Source organism: Tessaracoccus flavescens, assembly GCF_001998865.1.
In the GTDB taxonomy this organism is placed as follows: Bacteria; Actinomycetota; Actinomycetes; order Propionibacteriales; family Propionibacteriaceae; genus Arachnia; species Arachnia flavescens.
Map to the genome: position 1 here is coordinate 1,929,265 of NZ_CP019607.1, position 16,412 is coordinate 1,945,676.

16 protein-coding genes and 1 pseudogene are annotated in these 16,412 nt (G+C 69.0%); 9 read left to right on the top strand and 8 right to left on the bottom strand.

Annotated features, from left to right (window positions below; translation table 11 throughout):
• Positions 1–52: 52 nt before the first annotated feature.
• Entirely contained in the window at positions 53–1,399 is a 1,347-nt protein-coding gene (locus BW733_RS09160; RefSeq protein ID WP_077349866.1) for a hemolysin family protein, read from the top strand.
• Positions 1,396–2,430 carry a CNNM domain-containing protein gene (locus BW733_RS09165; RefSeq protein WP_077349868.1) on the top strand — a complete coding sequence of 345 codons (1,035 nt, stop codon included), beginning with the start codon at positions 1,396–1,398 and terminating at the stop codon, positions 2,428–2,430. Before BW733_RS09160 ends, BW733_RS09165 begins: the two co-directional genes overlap by 4 nt.
• Positions 2,431–2,508: 78 nt before the next feature.
• On the opposite strand, the gene BW733_RS09170 is transcribed toward BW733_RS09165, so the two are convergent.
• The 3 genes from BW733_RS09170 to BW733_RS09180 all read right to left on the bottom strand — a co-directional run bounded on the left by BW733_RS09170 (position 2,509) and on the right by BW733_RS09180 (position 4,548).
• Complete coding sequence (locus tag BW733_RS09170; protein WP_161490195.1) at positions 2,509–3,423, bottom strand: COX15/CtaA family protein; 915 nt, start codon at positions 3,421–3,423, stop codon at positions 2,509–2,511.
• A 381-nt stretch (positions 3,424–3,804) separates the two neighbouring features.
• Entirely contained in the window at positions 3,805–4,302 is a 498-nt protein-coding gene (locus tag BW733_RS09175) for an O-acetyl-ADP-ribose deacetylase (protein WP_077349872.1), read from the bottom strand.
• A 54-nt stretch (positions 4,303–4,356) separates the two neighbouring features.
• Complete coding sequence (locus BW733_RS09180; protein WP_077349874.1) at positions 4,357–4,548, bottom strand: hypothetical protein; 192 nt, start codon at positions 4,546–4,548, stop codon at positions 4,357–4,359.
• 172 nt (positions 4,549–4,720) lie between these two features.
• Between BW733_RS09180 and BW733_RS09185 the strand changes: the two genes are divergently transcribed.
• A complete protein-coding gene (locus BW733_RS09185) occupies positions 4,721–4,930 on the top strand; it encodes a hypothetical protein (RefSeq protein ID WP_202970156.1) in 210 nt (69 codons plus the stop codon).
• Between the two features lie 61 nt (positions 4,931–4,991).
• Positions 4,992–6,695, top strand: coding sequence for a long-chain-fatty-acid--CoA ligase (locus BW733_RS09190; RefSeq protein ID WP_077349878.1), 1,704 nt, complete (start codon positions 4,992–4,994; stop codon positions 6,693–6,695).
• Here BW733_RS09190 and BW733_RS09195 read toward each other — a convergent pair whose 3' ends face one another.
• From BW733_RS09195 to BW733_RS18955, 3 genes are all read right to left on the bottom strand, one after another.
• Positions 6,696–7,406 carry an esterase/lipase family protein gene (locus BW733_RS09195; RefSeq protein ID WP_077349880.1) on the bottom strand — a complete coding sequence of 237 codons (711 nt, stop codon included), beginning with the start codon at positions 7,404–7,406 and terminating at the stop codon, positions 6,696–6,698.
• A 161-nt stretch (positions 7,407–7,567) separates the two neighbouring features.
• On the bottom strand, positions 7,568–8,299 hold the full coding sequence (locus tag BW733_RS09200; protein WP_161490196.1) for an alpha/beta fold hydrolase: 732 nt from the start codon (positions 8,297–8,299) through the stop codon (positions 7,568–7,570).
• Positions 8,300–8,478: 179 nt separating this feature from the next.
• The gene (locus BW733_RS18955; protein ID WP_237268136.1) at positions 8,479–8,838 is read right to left on the bottom strand and encodes an ABC transporter permease subunit; all 360 of its coding nucleotides are present in this window, start codon (positions 8,836–8,838) and stop codon (positions 8,479–8,481) included.
• Between the two features lie 38 nt (positions 8,839–8,876).
• Between BW733_RS18955 and BW733_RS09210 the strand changes: the two genes are divergently transcribed.
• On the top strand, positions 8,877–9,389 hold the full coding sequence (locus BW733_RS09210) for a hypothetical protein (RefSeq protein ID WP_077349884.1): 513 nt from the start codon (positions 8,877–8,879) through the stop codon (positions 9,387–9,389).
• Positions 9,390–9,414: 25 nt separating this feature from the next.
• Here the strand turns inward: BW733_RS09210 and BW733_RS09215 are convergent, their stop codons facing one another.
• Both BW733_RS09215 and BW733_RS09220 read right to left on the bottom strand, forming a co-directional pair.
• Positions 9,415–12,030, bottom strand: coding sequence for a DEAD/DEAH box helicase family protein (locus tag BW733_RS09215; RefSeq protein ID WP_077349886.1), 2,616 nt, complete (start codon positions 12,028–12,030; stop codon positions 9,415–9,417).
• A 3-nt stretch (positions 12,031–12,033) separates the two neighbouring features.
• A complete protein-coding gene (locus BW733_RS09220) occupies positions 12,034–13,374 on the bottom strand; it encodes an MFS transporter (protein WP_335755074.1) in 1,341 nt (446 codons plus the stop codon).
• Positions 13,375–13,536: 162 nt separating this feature from the next.
• On the opposite strand from BW733_RS09220, the gene BW733_RS09225 reads away from it, so the two are divergent.
• The 4 genes and pseudogenes from BW733_RS09225 to BW733_RS17855 all read left to right on the top strand — a co-directional run.
• Positions 13,537–13,779 (top strand): DUF6458 family protein, encoded by a 243-nt coding sequence (locus BW733_RS09225; RefSeq protein WP_077349890.1) that lies wholly within the window; start codon positions 13,537–13,539, stop codon positions 13,777–13,779.
• 187 nt (positions 13,780–13,966) lie between these two features.
• Entirely contained in the window at positions 13,967–15,253 is a 1,287-nt protein-coding gene (locus BW733_RS09230; protein ID WP_077349892.1) for a citrate synthase, read from the top strand.
• Positions 15,254–15,837: 584 nt separating this feature from the next.
• The gene (locus BW733_RS09235) at positions 15,838–16,062 is read left to right on the top strand and encodes a hypothetical protein (RefSeq protein WP_077349894.1); all 225 of its coding nucleotides are present in this window, start codon (positions 15,838–15,840) and stop codon (positions 16,060–16,062) included.
• Between the two features lie 109 nt (positions 16,063–16,171).
• Positions 16,172–16,375: pseudogene (locus tag BW733_RS17855) on the top strand (IS256 family transposase); the annotation flags it as partial.
• Positions 16,376–16,412: the final 37 nt, after the last annotated feature.

The window sequence follows — 16,412 nt, forward strand, 5'->3', positions numbered from 1 at the left end:
CATGCACTGACTCGGAGGGCCATAAACGCACCCCTGAATCCGGGGTCGCCACGTGAGTCCGTTAGTTTCTCTGCTCGTCGGTGTGCTCGTGGTCCTCGTGATCACCGCAGCCACCGCCTACTTCGTCGCCCAGGAGTTCGCCTACGTGGCGGTCGACCGGTCCCGGCTCGCCGCGCGAGCCGCCGCAGGTGACCCGAAGGCCGTCCGAACCCTCGAGATCACGCGCCGCACCTCCTTCGTGCTGTCCGGCGCCCAGCTCGGCATCACCGTCACCGGCCTGCTGGTCGGTTACGTCGCCGAACCCCTCATCGGCCAGGCGCTCGGCCACCTCATCTCCGGTGGGACGCTCACTGCCGTCTCCGTCGCGATCGGCGGCTTCGTCGCGATCGCCTTCTCCACGCTGGTCCAGATGCTGCTCGGCGAGCTGTTCCCCAAGAACTACGCCATCGCCCGCAGCGAGCAGGTCGCCGATGCGCTTGCGCCGTCGACGAAGCTCTACCTGACCATCTTCGGCCCGCTGATCTGGGTGTTCGACAAGTCGGCCGAGCTGCTGCTGCGCGCGCTGCGCATCGAGCCCGTGCACGACGTCGAGTCGGCCGTCACCGCCACCGACCTCGAGCGCGTGGTCGCCGACTCGCGCTCCGCGGGGACTCTGCCCGACGAGATCGGCTCGGTCATCGACCGGATCATCGACTTCCCCCGCCGCGACGTCGAGCACGCCATGGTGCCGCGGGTGCGGGTCGACGTCCTGCGTGACAGCGCCACCATCGCCCAGGCCCGGGAGAAGATGGCCACCGGCCACACCCGCTACCCAGTGATCGCGGAGAACAACGACGTGGTCGGCCTCGTCGAACTGGTCGACGTCCTCGACCATCCAGCCGACTCGACCCGCCCCGTCACGACCATCGTGCGCAAGGCGCTCTTCCTGCCCGTGTTCATGTCGCTGCCCGACGCCCAGGCCGCGCTGCGTGAGGCAGGTCAGGAGCTGGCGTGCGTGCTGGACGAGTTCGGCGGCTTCGTCGGCATTGTCACCGTCGAGGACCTGGTCGAGGAGATCGTCGGCGACATCGTCGACGAGCACGACCTCGATCCCAACCCCGACGACGACATTCACGTCTTGATGGGCTCGACCCCGCTCGACGAGGTGGAACGCCTGATCGGTCACCGCCTCCCCGAGGGCGACTACGAGACCCTCGGCGGCCTGCTGATCCACGAGATGGGCGACCTGCCGGAGGTCGGCTCGCTGATCCAGGTGAGGCTGGAGCCGAGCATCGGGGAGAAGACCCTGCACGACGACGCCCCCGTCACCGTCGTCACGTTCGAGGTGCTGACCATCGAGCGGCACGTGCCCGGGAGGGTGCGCGTCGAGGTCACCACCGAGGAAGAGGAGCAGGCATGATCGCCCTCGAGACCAACCCGTGGGTCGTGACCGCGTGGACCGTCGTGATCATCGCGCTCAGCGCTTTCTTCGTGGCCGCCGAGTTCGCCCTCATGGCGGCAAAGCAGCACCGACTGGAGCGCCGCGCCGACACCTTCGCCGGGAGAGCGGCCCTGAAGAACTCCGCCGAGCTGACCCTGGTGCTCGCGGGCGCCCAGCTGGGCATCACCGTGTGCACCCTCGCGCTCGGCGCGATCACCAAGCCCGCCGTTCACCATGCGCTGCAGCCCCTCCTTGAGCGGGGCCTCCCGCAGGCGGCGGCGAACGTGGTGTCGTTCGTGCTCGCGCTGGTCATCGTCACGTTCCTGCACCTGGTGATCGGCGAGATGGCCCCCAAGTCCTGGGCCATCGCGCATCCCGAGGACTCCTCGGTGCTGCTCGCCGTCCCGTTGCGCGCCTACATGTGGGTGACCCGCCCGATCCTGCGGGCGATGAACGCCGCAGCCAACGCGATGGTGCGCAAGGCGGGGGCCCAACCCGTCGACGAGCTGTCGAACGGCCAGGACGCCGCAGGGCTGAGGCACCTCGTCGAACACTCGGCAAACGTCGGGGCGCTCGACTCGAGCTACACCGGCTCGCTCGAACAGGTGCTGACCCTGCGCGACACGAAGGTCCGCGAGGTCCTTCCCGAGAACCAGGTCCTCTCCGAAGTGCCGGTCGACGCCACCATCGGCGATGTGCAGGAGGCGACCCGCAAGACGCGCCACCTGCGCATCCTCGTCCGCGACGGGGACCACACCGTCGGTGTCGTCCATGTCCGCGACACGCTCGCCGCGCCCGACCTCTCGGCCCCGGCCATGACGCTCGCCCGCACGCCGGTGGTCGTCTCGGCCGACCTGGGGCTGGCAACGGCGGTCGCCACGATCCGACAGGAACGCACCCAGCTCGCCATCGTCACAGACGGCGAGCGCGAGATTGGCGTCCTGACGTTTGCGGACGTCCTGCCAGGCCTCATGCCCTCGGCGATGCTGAAGGCGGAAGAGGCGCTCTAGGCCCACCATGACGAACCGCGGAGGGATGCCCTCCGCGGTTCGTCATGTATGGCCTCCGAGCTGTAGGCCGATCACGGGTCAGCCCCTGACGGCCGACCGCGGGGTGAGCCCGAGTAGCCAGGCGAGCGACCACATCAACGCGACGGCGGCGAACGAGTAGGTGACCGCGATCGTCACGTCGATCCCGTTGGTCTGGGTGGGGGCCAGCCCGCCGAGCGTGATCACGACACCGAGGACGAGCTCGACGAGGAGGCAGACGGCCACCGCGAGCCCCGGCAGGCGGAGGGCGCGGTGCCGGAACGCGAGGGCGACGATCAGGGCGATCAGCGCGACGGCGAACACCGCCATCACGATCCGGATCACCTGCAGCGCGGGGAACCGGTCGATGTCGTGGAGCTCCCACAGCGGCCAGCTGAGACAGCGGGTGAACGATCCGGTGCCGTCCGAGGTGGTGCCCGCGACGATGCTGCCGAGCAGGTGCATGACGATGATCAGGCCGAGCGTCGTGCGGACGAGGCGCCGCAGCCGTGGCTGCTCCTCGTGCCTTCCGGGGCGCAGCGCCGCGTCGGTGACTGTGATCAGCGACATGGCGATCAGCGCGAACGCCAGGTCGAGCAGCCCGAGCACGAGGGGGAGATGGAACTTGATGATCATCATCCCGAAGATTGCCGACCCCACGCCACACACGAGCGCGAGCCACGGGTAGAAGCGCACCCGCACGTCGCGCGCGCCCCGGCCGAGCAGCCCGGTCCACGCGAGCAGGAGCAGGGCGATGAAGCTGATCAGGCGGTGGATGAACTCGATGACCGGGTTCTCCAGCCAGCCCGCCTGGATCGATGGCCCGACCTGATCCGAATAGCAGGCCGGCCAGGCGGGGCAGGATGAGCTCGAATCGGTCGCGCAGACCATCCCACCGAGCGCGACGGTGACGAAGATCAGCACGCTCGCCCAGCGGGCGACCCGACGGTGGGTAGTGGACGCGGCAGCGGACATGGTGGCACCTCCGCACGACATCCAATCAGCACGCTCCGCGGCCCCCATGCCCGGGGTTGCTTACCGATTCCTTCATTGACGCTCGGTTGGCTCCGTGCCACCTCAGCGTCGTGAGCGTCGCGGGAGGGGCCGGATCCACGTGTCGCTGCCGGAAGCTGCGGTGAGCACTTTTCCGGGTTCGTTTCGCGGTTGATCGTGCAAGTCCGCCGCACGGCGCAACGAGTCCGCAATAGTGCTCAAGGTGAGCCCAGCTGTGAGGCTCGGGTGGTGTGTCGAGGGCCGGATGATCGGCTTCGGTCGTCTCGCCTACGGGATCAAGTCGGCAAGCTCCACCGCCGTCGTCCGCCGTCGGGCAGCCCAGCGTAAGAGTCGAGGCGCGGGTCAGGTCGCCAGGCGTGCCGCGATCGCGTCGTACGCCTGGTCGTCGAAGGCCACGAGGCGCGCCTCGCGTACCCGGGTCGGCGTGTTCCGGAGCGTCTCGACCGCAGCGTCGACCGCGTCGTCGAACGGCCAGCGGTAGACCCCGGCGCTGATCAGGGGGAAGGCGACGGCCTCGGCGCCCAACTCGTCGGCGACCTCGAGCGAGCGCCGGTAGCACGACACGAGGAGGCCCCGGTCTCGCTGTCCCGCACCGTAGTTGGGGCCGACGGTGTGGATCACCCAGCGTGCGGGCAGGTCGCCTCCCGTGGTCCAGCCGGCATCGCCCGTTGCCAGGCCGTCGGGGAAGCGGGTGATGCAGTCCTCCAGCACCGCGGGCCCACCGGCCCGGTGGATCGCGCCGTCGACTCCGCCGCCCCCGCGCATCGCCCCGTTGGCTGCGTTGACGACGGCGTCGACGTCCTGCCTGGTGATGTCTCCCTTGACCACTGACACGTCCATGTCGTCCAGTCTCGACGCCCTTGTCTCCGGAGGTGAGCGAACCCGGGAACCGGGTCAGTCGTCGGGGCCGAGCGCCTCCGCCGCCACTACCTGCTGGGCGAGCCGCCGAAGGGTCAGCAGCATGGGGTCGAGTAGGGCGGTGCCGAGCGCGACGGTCCGCAGGGCCTCGTCCATGCTCGTCGCCTCCAGCGCACGGTCGACGTCGACCTCGGCGATCTGGCGGGTCTTCTCGGCGTACCGGGCCACCGCCCCGATCGGCAGGTGGAGGCCGGCCGCCCGCGCGTTGTCGATGGTGGTGCCGAGAGCGCGGACAGGTCGTCGTTGCGCAGCGAGCCACCCCAGCCCAGTTCGCGGAGCCTGTTCACCATCGGCATGCGACGGCGTGCGCTTCCCGCGGGAGTCGTGGTGGGTGCTGAGGGTGGTCAGGTTCCTGGCCGTGGTCGGCCTGGTGGCGGGGATCTGGCTGCCCGGCGTCGGGGTCGCGGCGATGGTCGGCGTGCTCGCCTACTTCTGCTGCGCGGCGGTCGGCCACCTGCGCGCCGGGTTCACGGGCCAGGCCTTCTGGCTCAACTGCCTCGGCATGCTCGCCCTGACGGTGGCGATGTTGGTGCTGACCCGCGTGCTCTGAGCGGCCCAGACCACCCGCATCCCGTGTCGGACTGCGTTGCGGAGCCTGAGATGATGGGGGCATGAACGCCCCTCTGTCTGCCCCCTGGGTCAAGCACTACCAGCCAGGAGTCCCCGCCGAGATCGAACTGCCGACGCAGTCGCTCGTCAGCCTCTACGAGAAGTCGGTCAGCGAGGGTGGTGACGCCGTCGCGCTCGAGTTCTTCGGACGCGAGACAACCTACCGGGAACTCGGCGACCAGATCGCCCGCGCGGCGGAGGGGCTCCGCAGGCTCGGTGTGAGGGCCGGAGACCGGGTGGCGCTCGTCCTGCCCAACAGCCCCCAGCACGTCGTCGCGTTCTACGCAGTGCTGCGGCTCGGCGCCGTCGTCGTCGAGCACAACCCCCTCTACACCGCCCGCGAGCTGCGCCACCTCTTCGAGGACCACGGCGCCCGCGTCGTGATCGCCTGGGACGCCGCCGTCGCCAAGCTGCGCGAACAGCCCTCAGACATCGAGCTCGATGCCATCGTTTCGGTCAACCTGCTCAAGGCCTTCCCGACGGTGAAGCGGCTCGCGCTGAGCCTGCCGATCAAGAAGCTCCGCGAGGCCCGCAACAAGCTCACCCGTCCCGCGCCGGGGACCATCCCCTGGGAGGAACTGCTCAAGAACGAGCCCATCGTCGCCTCCCACCCGCGCCCCTCGGTCGACGATCTGGCCGTCATCCAGTACACCTCCGGCACGACGGGGCAGCCCAAGGGCGCGATGCTGACCCACTCCAATCTGTACTCCAACGCCCGCCAAGGCGAGGCCTGGATGCACGGGGCGCAGTACCGCAAGGAGGTCTTCTACGCGATCCTGCCGATGTTCCACGCCTTCGGCATGACCCTGTTCCTCACCTACGGAATCCTCAAGCAGGGAAGGTTGGTGCTGTTCCCCTCCTTCGACGTCAACCTGGTCATGGACGCCGCGAAGAAGCATCCGCCGACGGTCTACTGCGCCGTCCCGCCGATCTACGAGGCGACGGCGAAGCGCGCCAAGGAGCTGGGGGTCAGCCTGCGCAGCGCCAAGTACTGCATCTCCGGCGCCATGGCGCTTCCCGCGTCGACCGTCGAGCTGTGGGAGTCCGTCTCCGGCGGCCTCCTCGTCGAGGGCTACGGCATGACCGAAGCCTCGCCCGTGTGCCTCGGCAACCCCTTCGCGCCGTCGCGCCGCAGCGGAACCATCGGCGTGCCGTTCCCCAGCACCCACATGAAGGTGGTCGACCCGGAGGACCCGACCCGCGAGGTCGCCCAGGGCGAGCGCGGAGAGTTGCTGATCAAGGGTCCCCAGGTGTTCCAGGGGTACTGGCACAACGAGGAGGAGACGGACAAGACCCTGCTTCCCGACCACTGGCTGCGCACCGGCGACATCGTCACCGTCGACGAGGACGGCTTCACCTCCATCGTCGACCGGGTCAAGGAACTCATCATCACCGGTGGCTTCAACGTGGCGCCGTCCGAGGTCGAGGCCGTTCTGCTCACCCATCCGGGGGTGCGTGACGTCGCCGTCGTCGGCCTGCCGAACGAGAAGGTCGGCGGCGAGCGGGTCATCGCGGCCATCACCCCCGAGGAGGGCGTGAACCTCGACCACGCCGACCTGCGCCACTGGTGCAAGGAGCGGCTGACCGGGTACAAGGTGCCCCGCGAGTTCTACGTGATCAACGAACTGCCCAAGTCGATGCTCGGGAAGGTGCTGCGCAAGCAGGTCCGGGAGCGCCTCACGGAGACGACCCCGCTGCCGCACTGATCAGGCGAACGAGTCCACGTGCTCGTGGATGACGTCCCACGACTCCCGGTCGCGCACGGAGCGGAAATGCCCGGCGACCGGGAGCGTCGCATTCACGGCCCCTTCGAGGCGTGACCCACCCGGCACGACCTGGTCGTAGCGCGGGGCGAGGGAGACGATCTTGTCGTTGATGCCCTGCTCGAGGGCCAGCCTGGCGAGGTCGACGTGTTCGGGGTGGAACAGCCCGAGTGGGGATCGCTTCACAGCTGCACTCGCCTGGGCACGCTTCCACAGCACGGACCCGTTGAATGGGGTGGCGACGGCGATCATCCCGCGCAGCACGCTGTCCGAGCGCGGATCGAGCAGCATGGCCTTGCCGATCAGCCCACCCTTCGAATGGGCGAGGATGACGGCACCCTGGACGTCTGCGGCCGCCAACTCGGCGAAGGCCCGGTCGACGGAGGACCCCAGTTCGCTCAGGTTCCAGCCGAGCGATCGGACGATCGTGACGGGGTGCCCCTCGGCACGCAGGAAGGCGATCAGCGGTCGCAGGTAGCGGGGGTTCTCGAGGATGCCGGGAAGGATCACCAGCGGCAGGTCGGCGCAGGACCCTACCTGGTCGGAGTTGCCCGCGTCGGTCCAGGGCAGGGCCGCGAGCGCGACGTCGCGCACGCCGATGAGCCAGTCGGCCGCGCCGCCGATCGCCTGTCGCAGTCGCTCAGTCACTCCCATGACGTCACCCTAATCCCAGCTCCGGGGCACCGGCCCAGCCCATTCGACGGCTTCCGCCCCGGAGCACGGGCCATCCACCGACTCCGAGGCTGCCCCCAGAAGCCGTCCGGTGCCCCACCCGGCACGGGTGATCCCGTTGCCGTGGCAGACTGTTGGAGTCGCTAGCCCTTCACAATCAGATCGGCGACGACCGCCGGTCGCGTGTACATCGCCTGGTGCGACGCGTGCCCGACGACGTCGACGTGCGTCTCACCCGGGCAGGCCTCGGCGAGTTCGTCGAGCCAGGACCGCGGAGCCGTCTCGTCCAGCTCGCCGGTGACCAGCAAGGTAGGCACGTCGATCGCGCAGATGCGTTCCTCGATCGGGTAGTCGAGCATGATCGGGAAGGCACGGAAGAACGAGCCGAGCCCGCCACCGAGGAGCGCCTTGACCGACGCCATCGCCGACGGGACCGACTCGCGGGCCGCCGACACGGTGAAGCGGCGGGCCAGCGTGAGCGCCCCGCGCTCCGCCCGGTTCACGACGGGGGAGAGCAGCACGACCCGCGACGCGATCGTCGGGTCCTGGGCGACGGCCTCGACGACGACCTGCGTGCCCATGGAGTGGCCGACCCAGACCGCCTGTCCGGCGCCCACCCGGGTCACGGCCTCGCGGGTCACCCTCGCGTGCTGGGAGATCCTGACGGTGCGGTCCGGATCCTTCGTCGGCCCGAAGCCGGGCAGGTTGACCGCGATCACGCGACCGTGGCGGCTCAGCTCCTCAGCGAGCGGCCTGAAGTAGGACGCGGCGACGCCGATCCCGTGGACGAGGACGAAGGTGGTCGGGTCCGGTCCGGGATCGGAGGCGAGGACCTGGATCTCGAGGCCCTCGATGTCGAACGTCTGGTCTAGCACCCACCCAATGTAGCCGCGGGCCGGGTAACTGCAGATGAGCACTTTCCCGGACTCGTTGCGGATGTGAACGGCCGTATGGGGTCCTCAGCACAACGAACCCGGAAAGTGCTCAAAGTGGAGCCCGGACACAGCGAGACGGCGCGCCCCAGGAGGACGCGCCGCCTCATGGACGGGTCGGATCAGGCCTTTGCGGCAGCGGCCCGACGCTTGTTCCAGATGTCGAAGGCGACCGCGAGCAGAAGCACGAGGCCCTTGACGATCTGCTGGATGGACGTCGGGACGCCCATCAGCTGCATGCCGTTGGTCATCACGGCCATGACGAGGCCGCCGACCATCGCGCCGCCGACGGTGCCGACACCGCCGGTGACCGCCGCGCCACCGATGAAACAGGCGGCGATGGCATCGAGTTCGATGCCGTTATCTGCGGCGGGCTGGGCGCCGTTCGAACACCCCTCGGTGCTCAGACCCTGGTGCCGTCCGCACCAACTTTGGTCGTCAGTTCGGCCGCTCCCGTTGACGCGGGCGCGACGGTGCGGCAAGTCTGGCAGAACGCCGTCGGACGGAGGGAGTCGAGGAGATGCGCAGAGGCAAGGGGATCGCCGTCGTCGTCGGGGCAGCTGCGCTCGTGCTCGCCGCCATCGGCCAGGTCGCCTACTCCAACGTCGAGCGGGAGCAGTACCGCGTCACCTCGGTGGGGGCCGCCTTCGACCAGGTCGACAACGCCCAGCTGCTCGCGTCATGTTCCGGTTCGGCAGGCACGACGTGCACGGTCGGCCCGGAGGGAACAGCGGAGCGGACCGTCCAGACGGCGCTGGGAGTCTCGGTGGAGTTCGTCGCGGAGCGGCTGCGGCTCGGCGGACCCGTCCAGTTCCAGGCTGCGCCCAGAGCGGACCTGGACGCCTCATGCTCGTGGACGCTCCCGACCGACGGATCGCTGGTCAAGGCTCACCCGGTCGGGAGGCAGATCTTCTACACGATCACCCGCACCACCTACCGCGGATCGGTGCAGACGGGGGCGGAGACCTCTGGGACGCTGATGGCCTTCGAGCCGCGCGATGGCGCCTACACCTGCTTCAGGGTGAGGGGCTGACTCCCAGGCGGTGAAGCCTGGCCGATCACCAGTGTCTGCGCTCGACGATCGACAGGCCTGCGGCGTCTCCGAAGGGGCTCGACCAGCGCAGCGCCCGGAGCAGCGCGGCACCCTCGCTCGCGCCGGCGAACACGGCCCTCTGACCTTCCGCGACGTGACGGGACCAGGCCTCCGCAAACAGGTCAGCCATCACACGCGAGACGCCGAAGGCCGTCGGCACCTGGTGCCAGACCTCGCGGTCCGCCTCGCGCGTCCGGAAGCCGTCGGCCAGGCTCGGGGGCCTCGGCTCCCAGACCGGTCGGGAGATGAGGTAGCGGGGCTGCTCCAGGGGGCCGAGCACCTCGGCGAGGGATGTGGTGAACAGCTCGGTGACGGCCTCGTCGAGGGCCTCCGCGGAGGCCCGGGTCGACCCCTCGGCCGCGAAGCCGGGCACGTTGGGGCGAGCCTCCAACCGGATCCGCGTCTCGCCGCCCGCCGTGACCTCGACCACGACGCCCTCCGCCCCGACGGAGGAGAGCCCTGCGGCGGCCAGGGCGTCGGCGACCGCCCGTGCGTAGTCGGAGGTTGAGGGCGCGCGCTGGAGCCTCCGGTTGCGTTCAACGGCTCCCCGCCAGCCGGCGACCCAGAACAGCGTGATCATGATGGCGATGATGACAACGGTCACGGGTGCCGCGACCAGCCCGACGGCCGTGCCGAGCAACGAGAGCGCGCCGACCCCGATGCCCACCGCGTAGGGCAGAGCCGTCTCCCGCGCCGTCCTCTCGGGCACCGCGGGCACGCCGACCGGAACGGGTGCGCGGTCCCCGACGATCCTCAGCGTCGCCACCGGATGCTCGCGCAGCGGGTCGACGGCGTCCCAGGCGTTCCGGACGGGCTCATGGTCGAGCGCACGCTCCAAGGAGGCCGCGTTGAGCTGCTTCGGCCACGGCGGCGGCGCCTCAGGGGTCAGGCGTGAGCTCAGGTGGGCGACGCCGTCGACGACGTCACCCTCCTCGTCGACGGCGAACCAGCCGGTGTGCTTACGCACGAGCCTGCGGTAGTCCGCATCTCCCTGCGGTCGGTCCGCGGCTACGCAGGTCACCGTCCAGTTCACGGCGACCTTGTCCGGGTGGAGCGGATCGCTGCGCAGGGAACGGCCCCGGGTCTGCACGATCGCCGTCGACGTGGTGGCCGACGTCAGGTCGATCACGCCGGTCACCGCCCGCGCGTCCCACCCCTCGCCGAGCAGGCCACGGGTCCCGACGAGGCACCTGGTCCAGCCGCGATTCAGCGCACCGGTCGCCGCGGCCAGCCAGCGCGATGACGAGGTCCCCTCCAGCACGACGACGCCCTCGCCTTCGACGCGTTCGTCAGGAAGCAGCGCTCGCAACACCGACGCCCCGGCGCCGATGCTCGTCCCCGTCACCATCACCGGCCGGGCGGCCGCGATGCGTTCGTCGGTGACGAGGGCTTCGAGCAGCCAGCGCGCCGAACCGGACTGCGGTTCGAGCACCCCGTCGAGGTCGGCGGGCAGGGCGGTCGCGTTGGCGAAGTCCGTCAGCACGAGCAGCCGGGAGTCGGTATCGGAGGCGACCGTCTGCGCGACGATCTCCGCGGCGGCCAGGGACTTGGACGCGCTGCGGCTCAGCACCCGGTCGACGAGAGGCTGGCCGGGGCGCAGGCCCTTTCGCGTCATCCGGTAGCCGACCCCGGGAAGCAGCGCGGCGATCCTGCGCTCGAAGGCCGCCTCCGCACCGCCGAGCGCCGACAGCGCCTGGAGCCATCGGTCCGCGACGGTCAGCCAGTCCTCGAGCGTCACGTCGCGCCGGTGCCGCTCGGAGACGTGTGCATGCTCCGGCAGGTCGAGGTGGCCAGCGAGGGCGAGACGCACGACGGCGTCGCCGACCAGCGGCTCGAAGTCGCGGAAGTCGTGCAGGGCGATCCAGCTCAGGAACGGGACCTTCAGGTCGACGCCGGTCAGTTCGGTGACCAGTTCCGCAGCCCTGACGGCCCGGGCGTCGAGCCACTCGCTCTCCCGGGCGGTGGGGGTCGTGAACCAGGCGAGTTCGGCGAACGGGGCGAGGTCTCCCTCAGCGACCAGCGCCGGGATTCCTGCCTGATAGGTGATCGAGCCGAACAGCCGGTCGACCCGCTCGGCCTGGGCCGCCGTCAACAGTTCCGGCGGGGTGGCGGTCAACGCGATGACGGTGGCATCGGGCAGTTCGGCGATGATCTCGTCGAGGAGGCTTCCCCAAACCTCGAGAAGATGGTGGCACTCATCGAGGATGAGCGTGAGTGGCCCGAGGTCGTGCAGCCGCCGGACGAGGGCCCGGCCGTTCGGGTGCAGGCGCGCCGTCGGGGACGGCTCGTCGGAGTCGGAGTCGAACACCGCGAGCGACTGGTAGGTCAGGGCTGTGAACCCGGTGGGAAGGTCGCGGTCGGAGCTCGCCGCTGTGCCCGTGTGGGACTCCCATGCCGAGCGCCACTGCGTGACGATCGCCTGGTTCGGGCCGAACGCCACGACGGGGCGCTCCCACCCCGAGGCGGCCGCGACACCGACGAGCGTCTTGCCCGCGCCCGGCGGCAGCACCACCCAGTGCCGTTGGTCCTGCGAGGTGGCGATGGCCTCGAGCGCCTCGCGCTGGTGGCGCCTCAACTCCACCCGTCAGTCCGCCTCGAGCGTCGCTTCGAGCTCGGCGGCCTTCGGGGGCTGCTTCACGAAGATCGCCACGACCAGCCCGAGCAGGAGGACCACGACGATGCCGAGGATGCCCCAGTACTGGGCCCCCTCCTCGGAGGAGCCGAGGACGGCCTGGCCGATGATGATCCCGACGCCGAACAGGAGCGGTGACAGGAAGCTCACTGCCCGCCCCGTCGTCGCGTACAGCCCGAAGATCTCGCCGCTCATTCCGTCGGGCATGAGGCGGGCCAGGAAGCTGCGGCTCGCCGACTGGGCCGGGCCGACGAACAGGCACATGAGAAGGCCGAGCGCCCAGAAGACGGGCTTGCCGCCGTCGTGGAAGACGAACACCCCGGTGCCGAGCAGGACGAGGCAGATGAGCGAGAAGATGATGACCTTCTTCGGCCCGATCCGGTCGTCGAGCAGGCCGAAGAGCATGGTCGCCACCCCGGCGACCACGTTGGCCACGACGCCGAAGGTGACGACCTCGCTGAACTCGAAGCCGAAGGTGACCGCCGCGAGAATGCCGCCGAAGGTGAACACGCCGGCAAGGCCGTCACGGAACAGGGCGGAGGCGACGAGGAAGAAGATGGTGTTCGGGGTGGTGCGCCACAGGCGCCGGATCGAGGCGATCAGTTCCCGGTAGGAGCCGATCACACCGAGCGACGGGACCGGATGATCGGGCCGCTTGTCCTTCACGGTGACGAAGAGCGGGATGGTGAACAGCAGCGTCCATGCGCCACAGATCAGCATCGCGATCCGAACGTCGGAGGCGGAGAAGTCGGACCCGCGGACGACGATGATCAGCAGCAGGATCGTGATGCCGCCCAGATAGCCGAGGCCCCAGCCGAGGCCGCTGACCCTTCCCACGTTGCGCGGGGTCGAGACCTGGTCGATGGCTGCGTAGTAGTTGACGTTGGCGATCTCCTGGACGATGTTGCCGCCTGCGAGCAGGATCGCGCCAAGCCAGAAGTACTCCGGGGACGGCGCCACGAAGTACATGGCGGCAGAGATGATCGCGAGGGCCCACGTCTGCCAGCGCAGATTGAACATGCGCCGACCCCTGCGGTCCGACCCCTGGCCGAGCACAGGAGCGAGGAGTGCGATGAAGATGCCCGCGACGGCGGTGGCCCAAGCCAGCTGCTTGGTGCGCTCGTCCGGATCCCCGAAGGCGTCGCTGACCAGGTAGACGGCGAAGACGAAGGTGGTGATGACGCTCGCGAACGGCTGGGTGCCCCAGTCCCACAACGCCCACGCGAACACCTTGCCCTTGGATGCCTTGGTCGAGGCGAGTGCGGTGGTCGGCATCGGTGCGGTGGAACTCACGCGCTCAACCTAACCGGTCGGCGGGCTCCGCGGCGAGGGTCCGGGGCCCGAATCGGGAACCCGTCGCGCGGCGCTGAGCGTGAGTTCAGGTATTTGCTTCACAGAACGCGCAGAGATGGTTACTCTTTCAAGGTTTCAACCGAACGACCTGAGGAGGTCGACATGCGCATCGGCTCTTCCATCGCGCTGATCGTCATCGGCGCCATCCTGGCCTTTGCCATCAATGCCGAGGTTCCCTACATCAGCCTCGACCTGATCGGCTACATCCTGATCGCGGCCGGAGTCATCGGCCTGATCTGGTCCCTGCTGGCTTCCAACCGCAGCCGGGTCTCCGTGTCCAGGACCGTTCAGGACCCCAACACCGGCGAGACCGTCCGCCGCACGGAGACGCGCGACGGCATCTGACCGATAGACGGAACGCGCCCCCGCCCTCCGATGAGGGTGGGGTGCCACCTGTCAAGCCCCTGACAAGGCGCTTGGACCAACCTAACGAAGTGTTCGCGCTCGGTTGTATGGTGGGGTTCCGCACAGCCAGTAAGCCGGCTAATGGGCGCCCATGGAGGCCGTCCGGAAACCAAAGAAAGGCAATCCCATGACCGATAGCGGAGTCCTCAAGTACGGGGAACACGAGCTCGACCTGCCGGTCGTGGAAGCCACGCAGGGCAACGATGGGCTCGACATCAGCAAGCTGCTCGCCACCACAGGCGTCACGACGCTGGACCCGGGCTTCGTCAACACCGCTTCGTGCGTGTCCTCGATCACCTTCATCGACGGTGACAAGGGCGTTCTGCAGTACCGCGGCTACCCGATCGAGCAGCTCGCCGAGAAGGCGACGTTCATCGAGGTTGCCTACCTGTTGATCTACGGGGAGCTGCCGACCCAGGCGGAGCTCGAGGAGTTCAACGACAAGATCGCACGCCGCATGCTGCTCGACGAGCGCATGCGTGAGCTGTTCCGCGCCTTCCCGCGCGGCGCGCACCCGATGCAGGTGCTCGCTGCCGGCGTGACCGCGCTCGGCTCCTTCAACCGTGAAACCCTCGACGTGCACAACGCCGAGCAGGTCGAGGAGGCCAGCCTGCGCCTCCTCGGTGCCATGCCGACCCTCGCGGCCTACGCGTACAAGTCGTCCATCGGCGCCCCCTTCCTGTACCCGCGCAACGCGCTCGGCTACGTGGAGAACTACCTGCGTCTGTCCTTCGGCACGCCGCAGGAGGAGTACGAGATCGATCCCGATGTCGTCCGCGCGTTCGAGACGCTGTTCATCCTGCACGCCGACCACGAGCAGAACGCCTCCACGTCGACGGTGCGTCTCGTCGGTTCCGCCGATGCGAACATCTACGCGTCGATGGCGTCAGGCGTCCACGCGCTCTCGGGCCCGCTGCACGGCGGCGCCAACCAGGCCGTCCTCGAGATGCTGCGTGAGATCTCCAAGGAGGGCCTCGACATCAAGGACTTCGTTGCCCAGGTCAAGGACAAGAAGTCCGGCGTGAAGCTGATGGGCTTCGGCCACCGCGTGTACAAGAACTACGACCCGCGCGCCAAGATCATCAAGGGTCACGCCGACCAGTTGCTGCGCAACTCCGGAACCTCCAACCACCTGCTCGACATGGCGCTCGAGCTGGAGGAGACGGCGCTGCACGATGACTACTTCATCGAGCGCAAGCTGTACCCGAACGTCGACTTCTACACGGGCCTGATCTACGAGGCGATGGGCTTCCCGTCGCAGCACTTCACCGCGCTGTTCGCCCTCGGTCGCCTCCCCGGCTGGATCGCCCAGTGGCGCGAGCAGCACGCAGAGGAGGGCCGCAAGATCGGGCGTCCGCGCCAGATCTACGTCGGTCCCGCAGAGCGCAGCTACGTGCCGATCAACGAGCGCTGAACCTGACCGGAAGAGGGCCCCGCGACGAGAGTCGCGGGGCCACTTTCTGTCTCCAACAGATCCGCTCATGACGGGTGTGCGGATCCGAGGCGGGTTTCCTCCCGTCACGACGAATTAGGAGGCCGCTCAGCGAGGCGTGAGCGCGGACGCGGATCTGCCGTCACGCCTTCTTTCCTGCCCTGATCTCGGGCGGGCCTCGGCAGAAATGGGTCTTCACTGGCGGCAGAGTGGCGTGCCACGATCTGCCAACGCGGATCGGCGTCGACCCGCGGGGAGGGAACCATGTCACTGCGCTCTGTACCCGCCATCGCGGCCGGAGCCGCGCTCGCTTCCACGCTGCTCCCCGCTCCGGCGACTGCCGCAGGTGCGACGACGTACGTCGACTGTTCCGCCCTGTCGGACGGGGACGGGTCGATCGCCTCGCCGCTCAACTCACTCTCGTCGGTCAACGCGTTGACCCTCGGCGCCGGTGACTCGGTCCTGTTCACGAGGGGGTCGACCTGTCGCGGTCAGCTCAAGCCGAAGGGGAGCGGATCCGGGGGCGCTCCGATTCTGATCTCCGACTACGGAGATGCCGCTGACCGGTGGCCATCGACGCAGACGGCGCGACCCAGGCTGTGCTGCTGCGCAACAACGCCCACCTCACCCTCGACCACCTGGACCTGACCGCCCCGGGGGACGGCCGCACCCTCCGTCGCGGCGTCTACGGGCTGCTGCCTGAGGTCACCCTGCAGGAACTCGACATCCACGACGTCAAGGGCTGCATGCCCGCGACGCTCAACCCGTCCGACTCCAGTAGAGCCCCTTAGAGTGGCGTAGCCCCCACGCAGTGGCCATGACCGTTCAAGACGGCAGGGCGGTCACCGTGGGATCCTTCGAGTTCACCTACCAAAGCTCGCTCAAAGGAAATCAGCCACGATGACCGCTCCTCACATTGTCGACCCTGCCCACGTGCTGGGCAACCTGCTGGCCGAAGCGTCTCCGGACATGATGCGCAGCCTGCTGCAGACGATGATCAACCAGCTCCTGTCCGCAGACGCCGACGCTGTTTGCGGTGCCGAATGGCAGCCTTCCGTCGACAGGCGCGAGGGTCAGGAGGGACTGCGGGCGCGCGGGGCCGACCATCTGGGGAGCCCCATGCCTGACCAGCGGCAACGGA

What these genes read in the sequence shown, in the direction of transcription:
- BW733_RS09165 (WP_077349868.1), top strand. Translation starts at nt 1,396, where the DNA reads ATGATCGCCCTCGAGACCAACCCGTGGGTCGTGACCGCGTGGACCGTC.
- BW733_RS09170 (WP_161490195.1), bottom strand. Translation starts at nt 3,423, where the DNA reads ATGTCCGCTGCCGCGTCCACTACCCACCGTCGGGTCGCCCGCTGGGCG.
- BW733_RS09175 (WP_077349872.1), bottom strand. Translation starts at nt 4,302, where the DNA reads ATGGACGTGTCAGTGGTCAAGGGAGACATCACCAGGCAGGACGTCGAC.
- BW733_RS09190 (WP_077349878.1), top strand. Translation starts at nt 4,992, where the DNA reads ATGAACGCCCCTCTGTCTGCCCCCTGGGTCAAGCACTACCAGCCAGGA.
- BW733_RS09195 (WP_077349880.1), bottom strand. Translation starts at nt 7,406, where the DNA reads ATGGGAGTGACTGAGCGACTGCGACAGGCGATCGGCGGCGCGGCCGAC.
- BW733_RS09210 (WP_077349884.1), top strand. Translation starts at nt 8,877, where the DNA reads ATGCGCAGAGGCAAGGGGATCGCCGTCGTCGTCGGGGCAGCTGCGCTC.
- BW733_RS09225 (WP_077349890.1), top strand. Translation starts at nt 13,537, where the DNA reads ATGCGCATCGGCTCTTCCATCGCGCTGATCGTCATCGGCGCCATCCTG.
- BW733_RS09230 (WP_077349892.1), top strand. Translation starts at nt 13,967, where the DNA reads ATGACCGATAGCGGAGTCCTCAAGTACGGGGAACACGAGCTCGACCTG.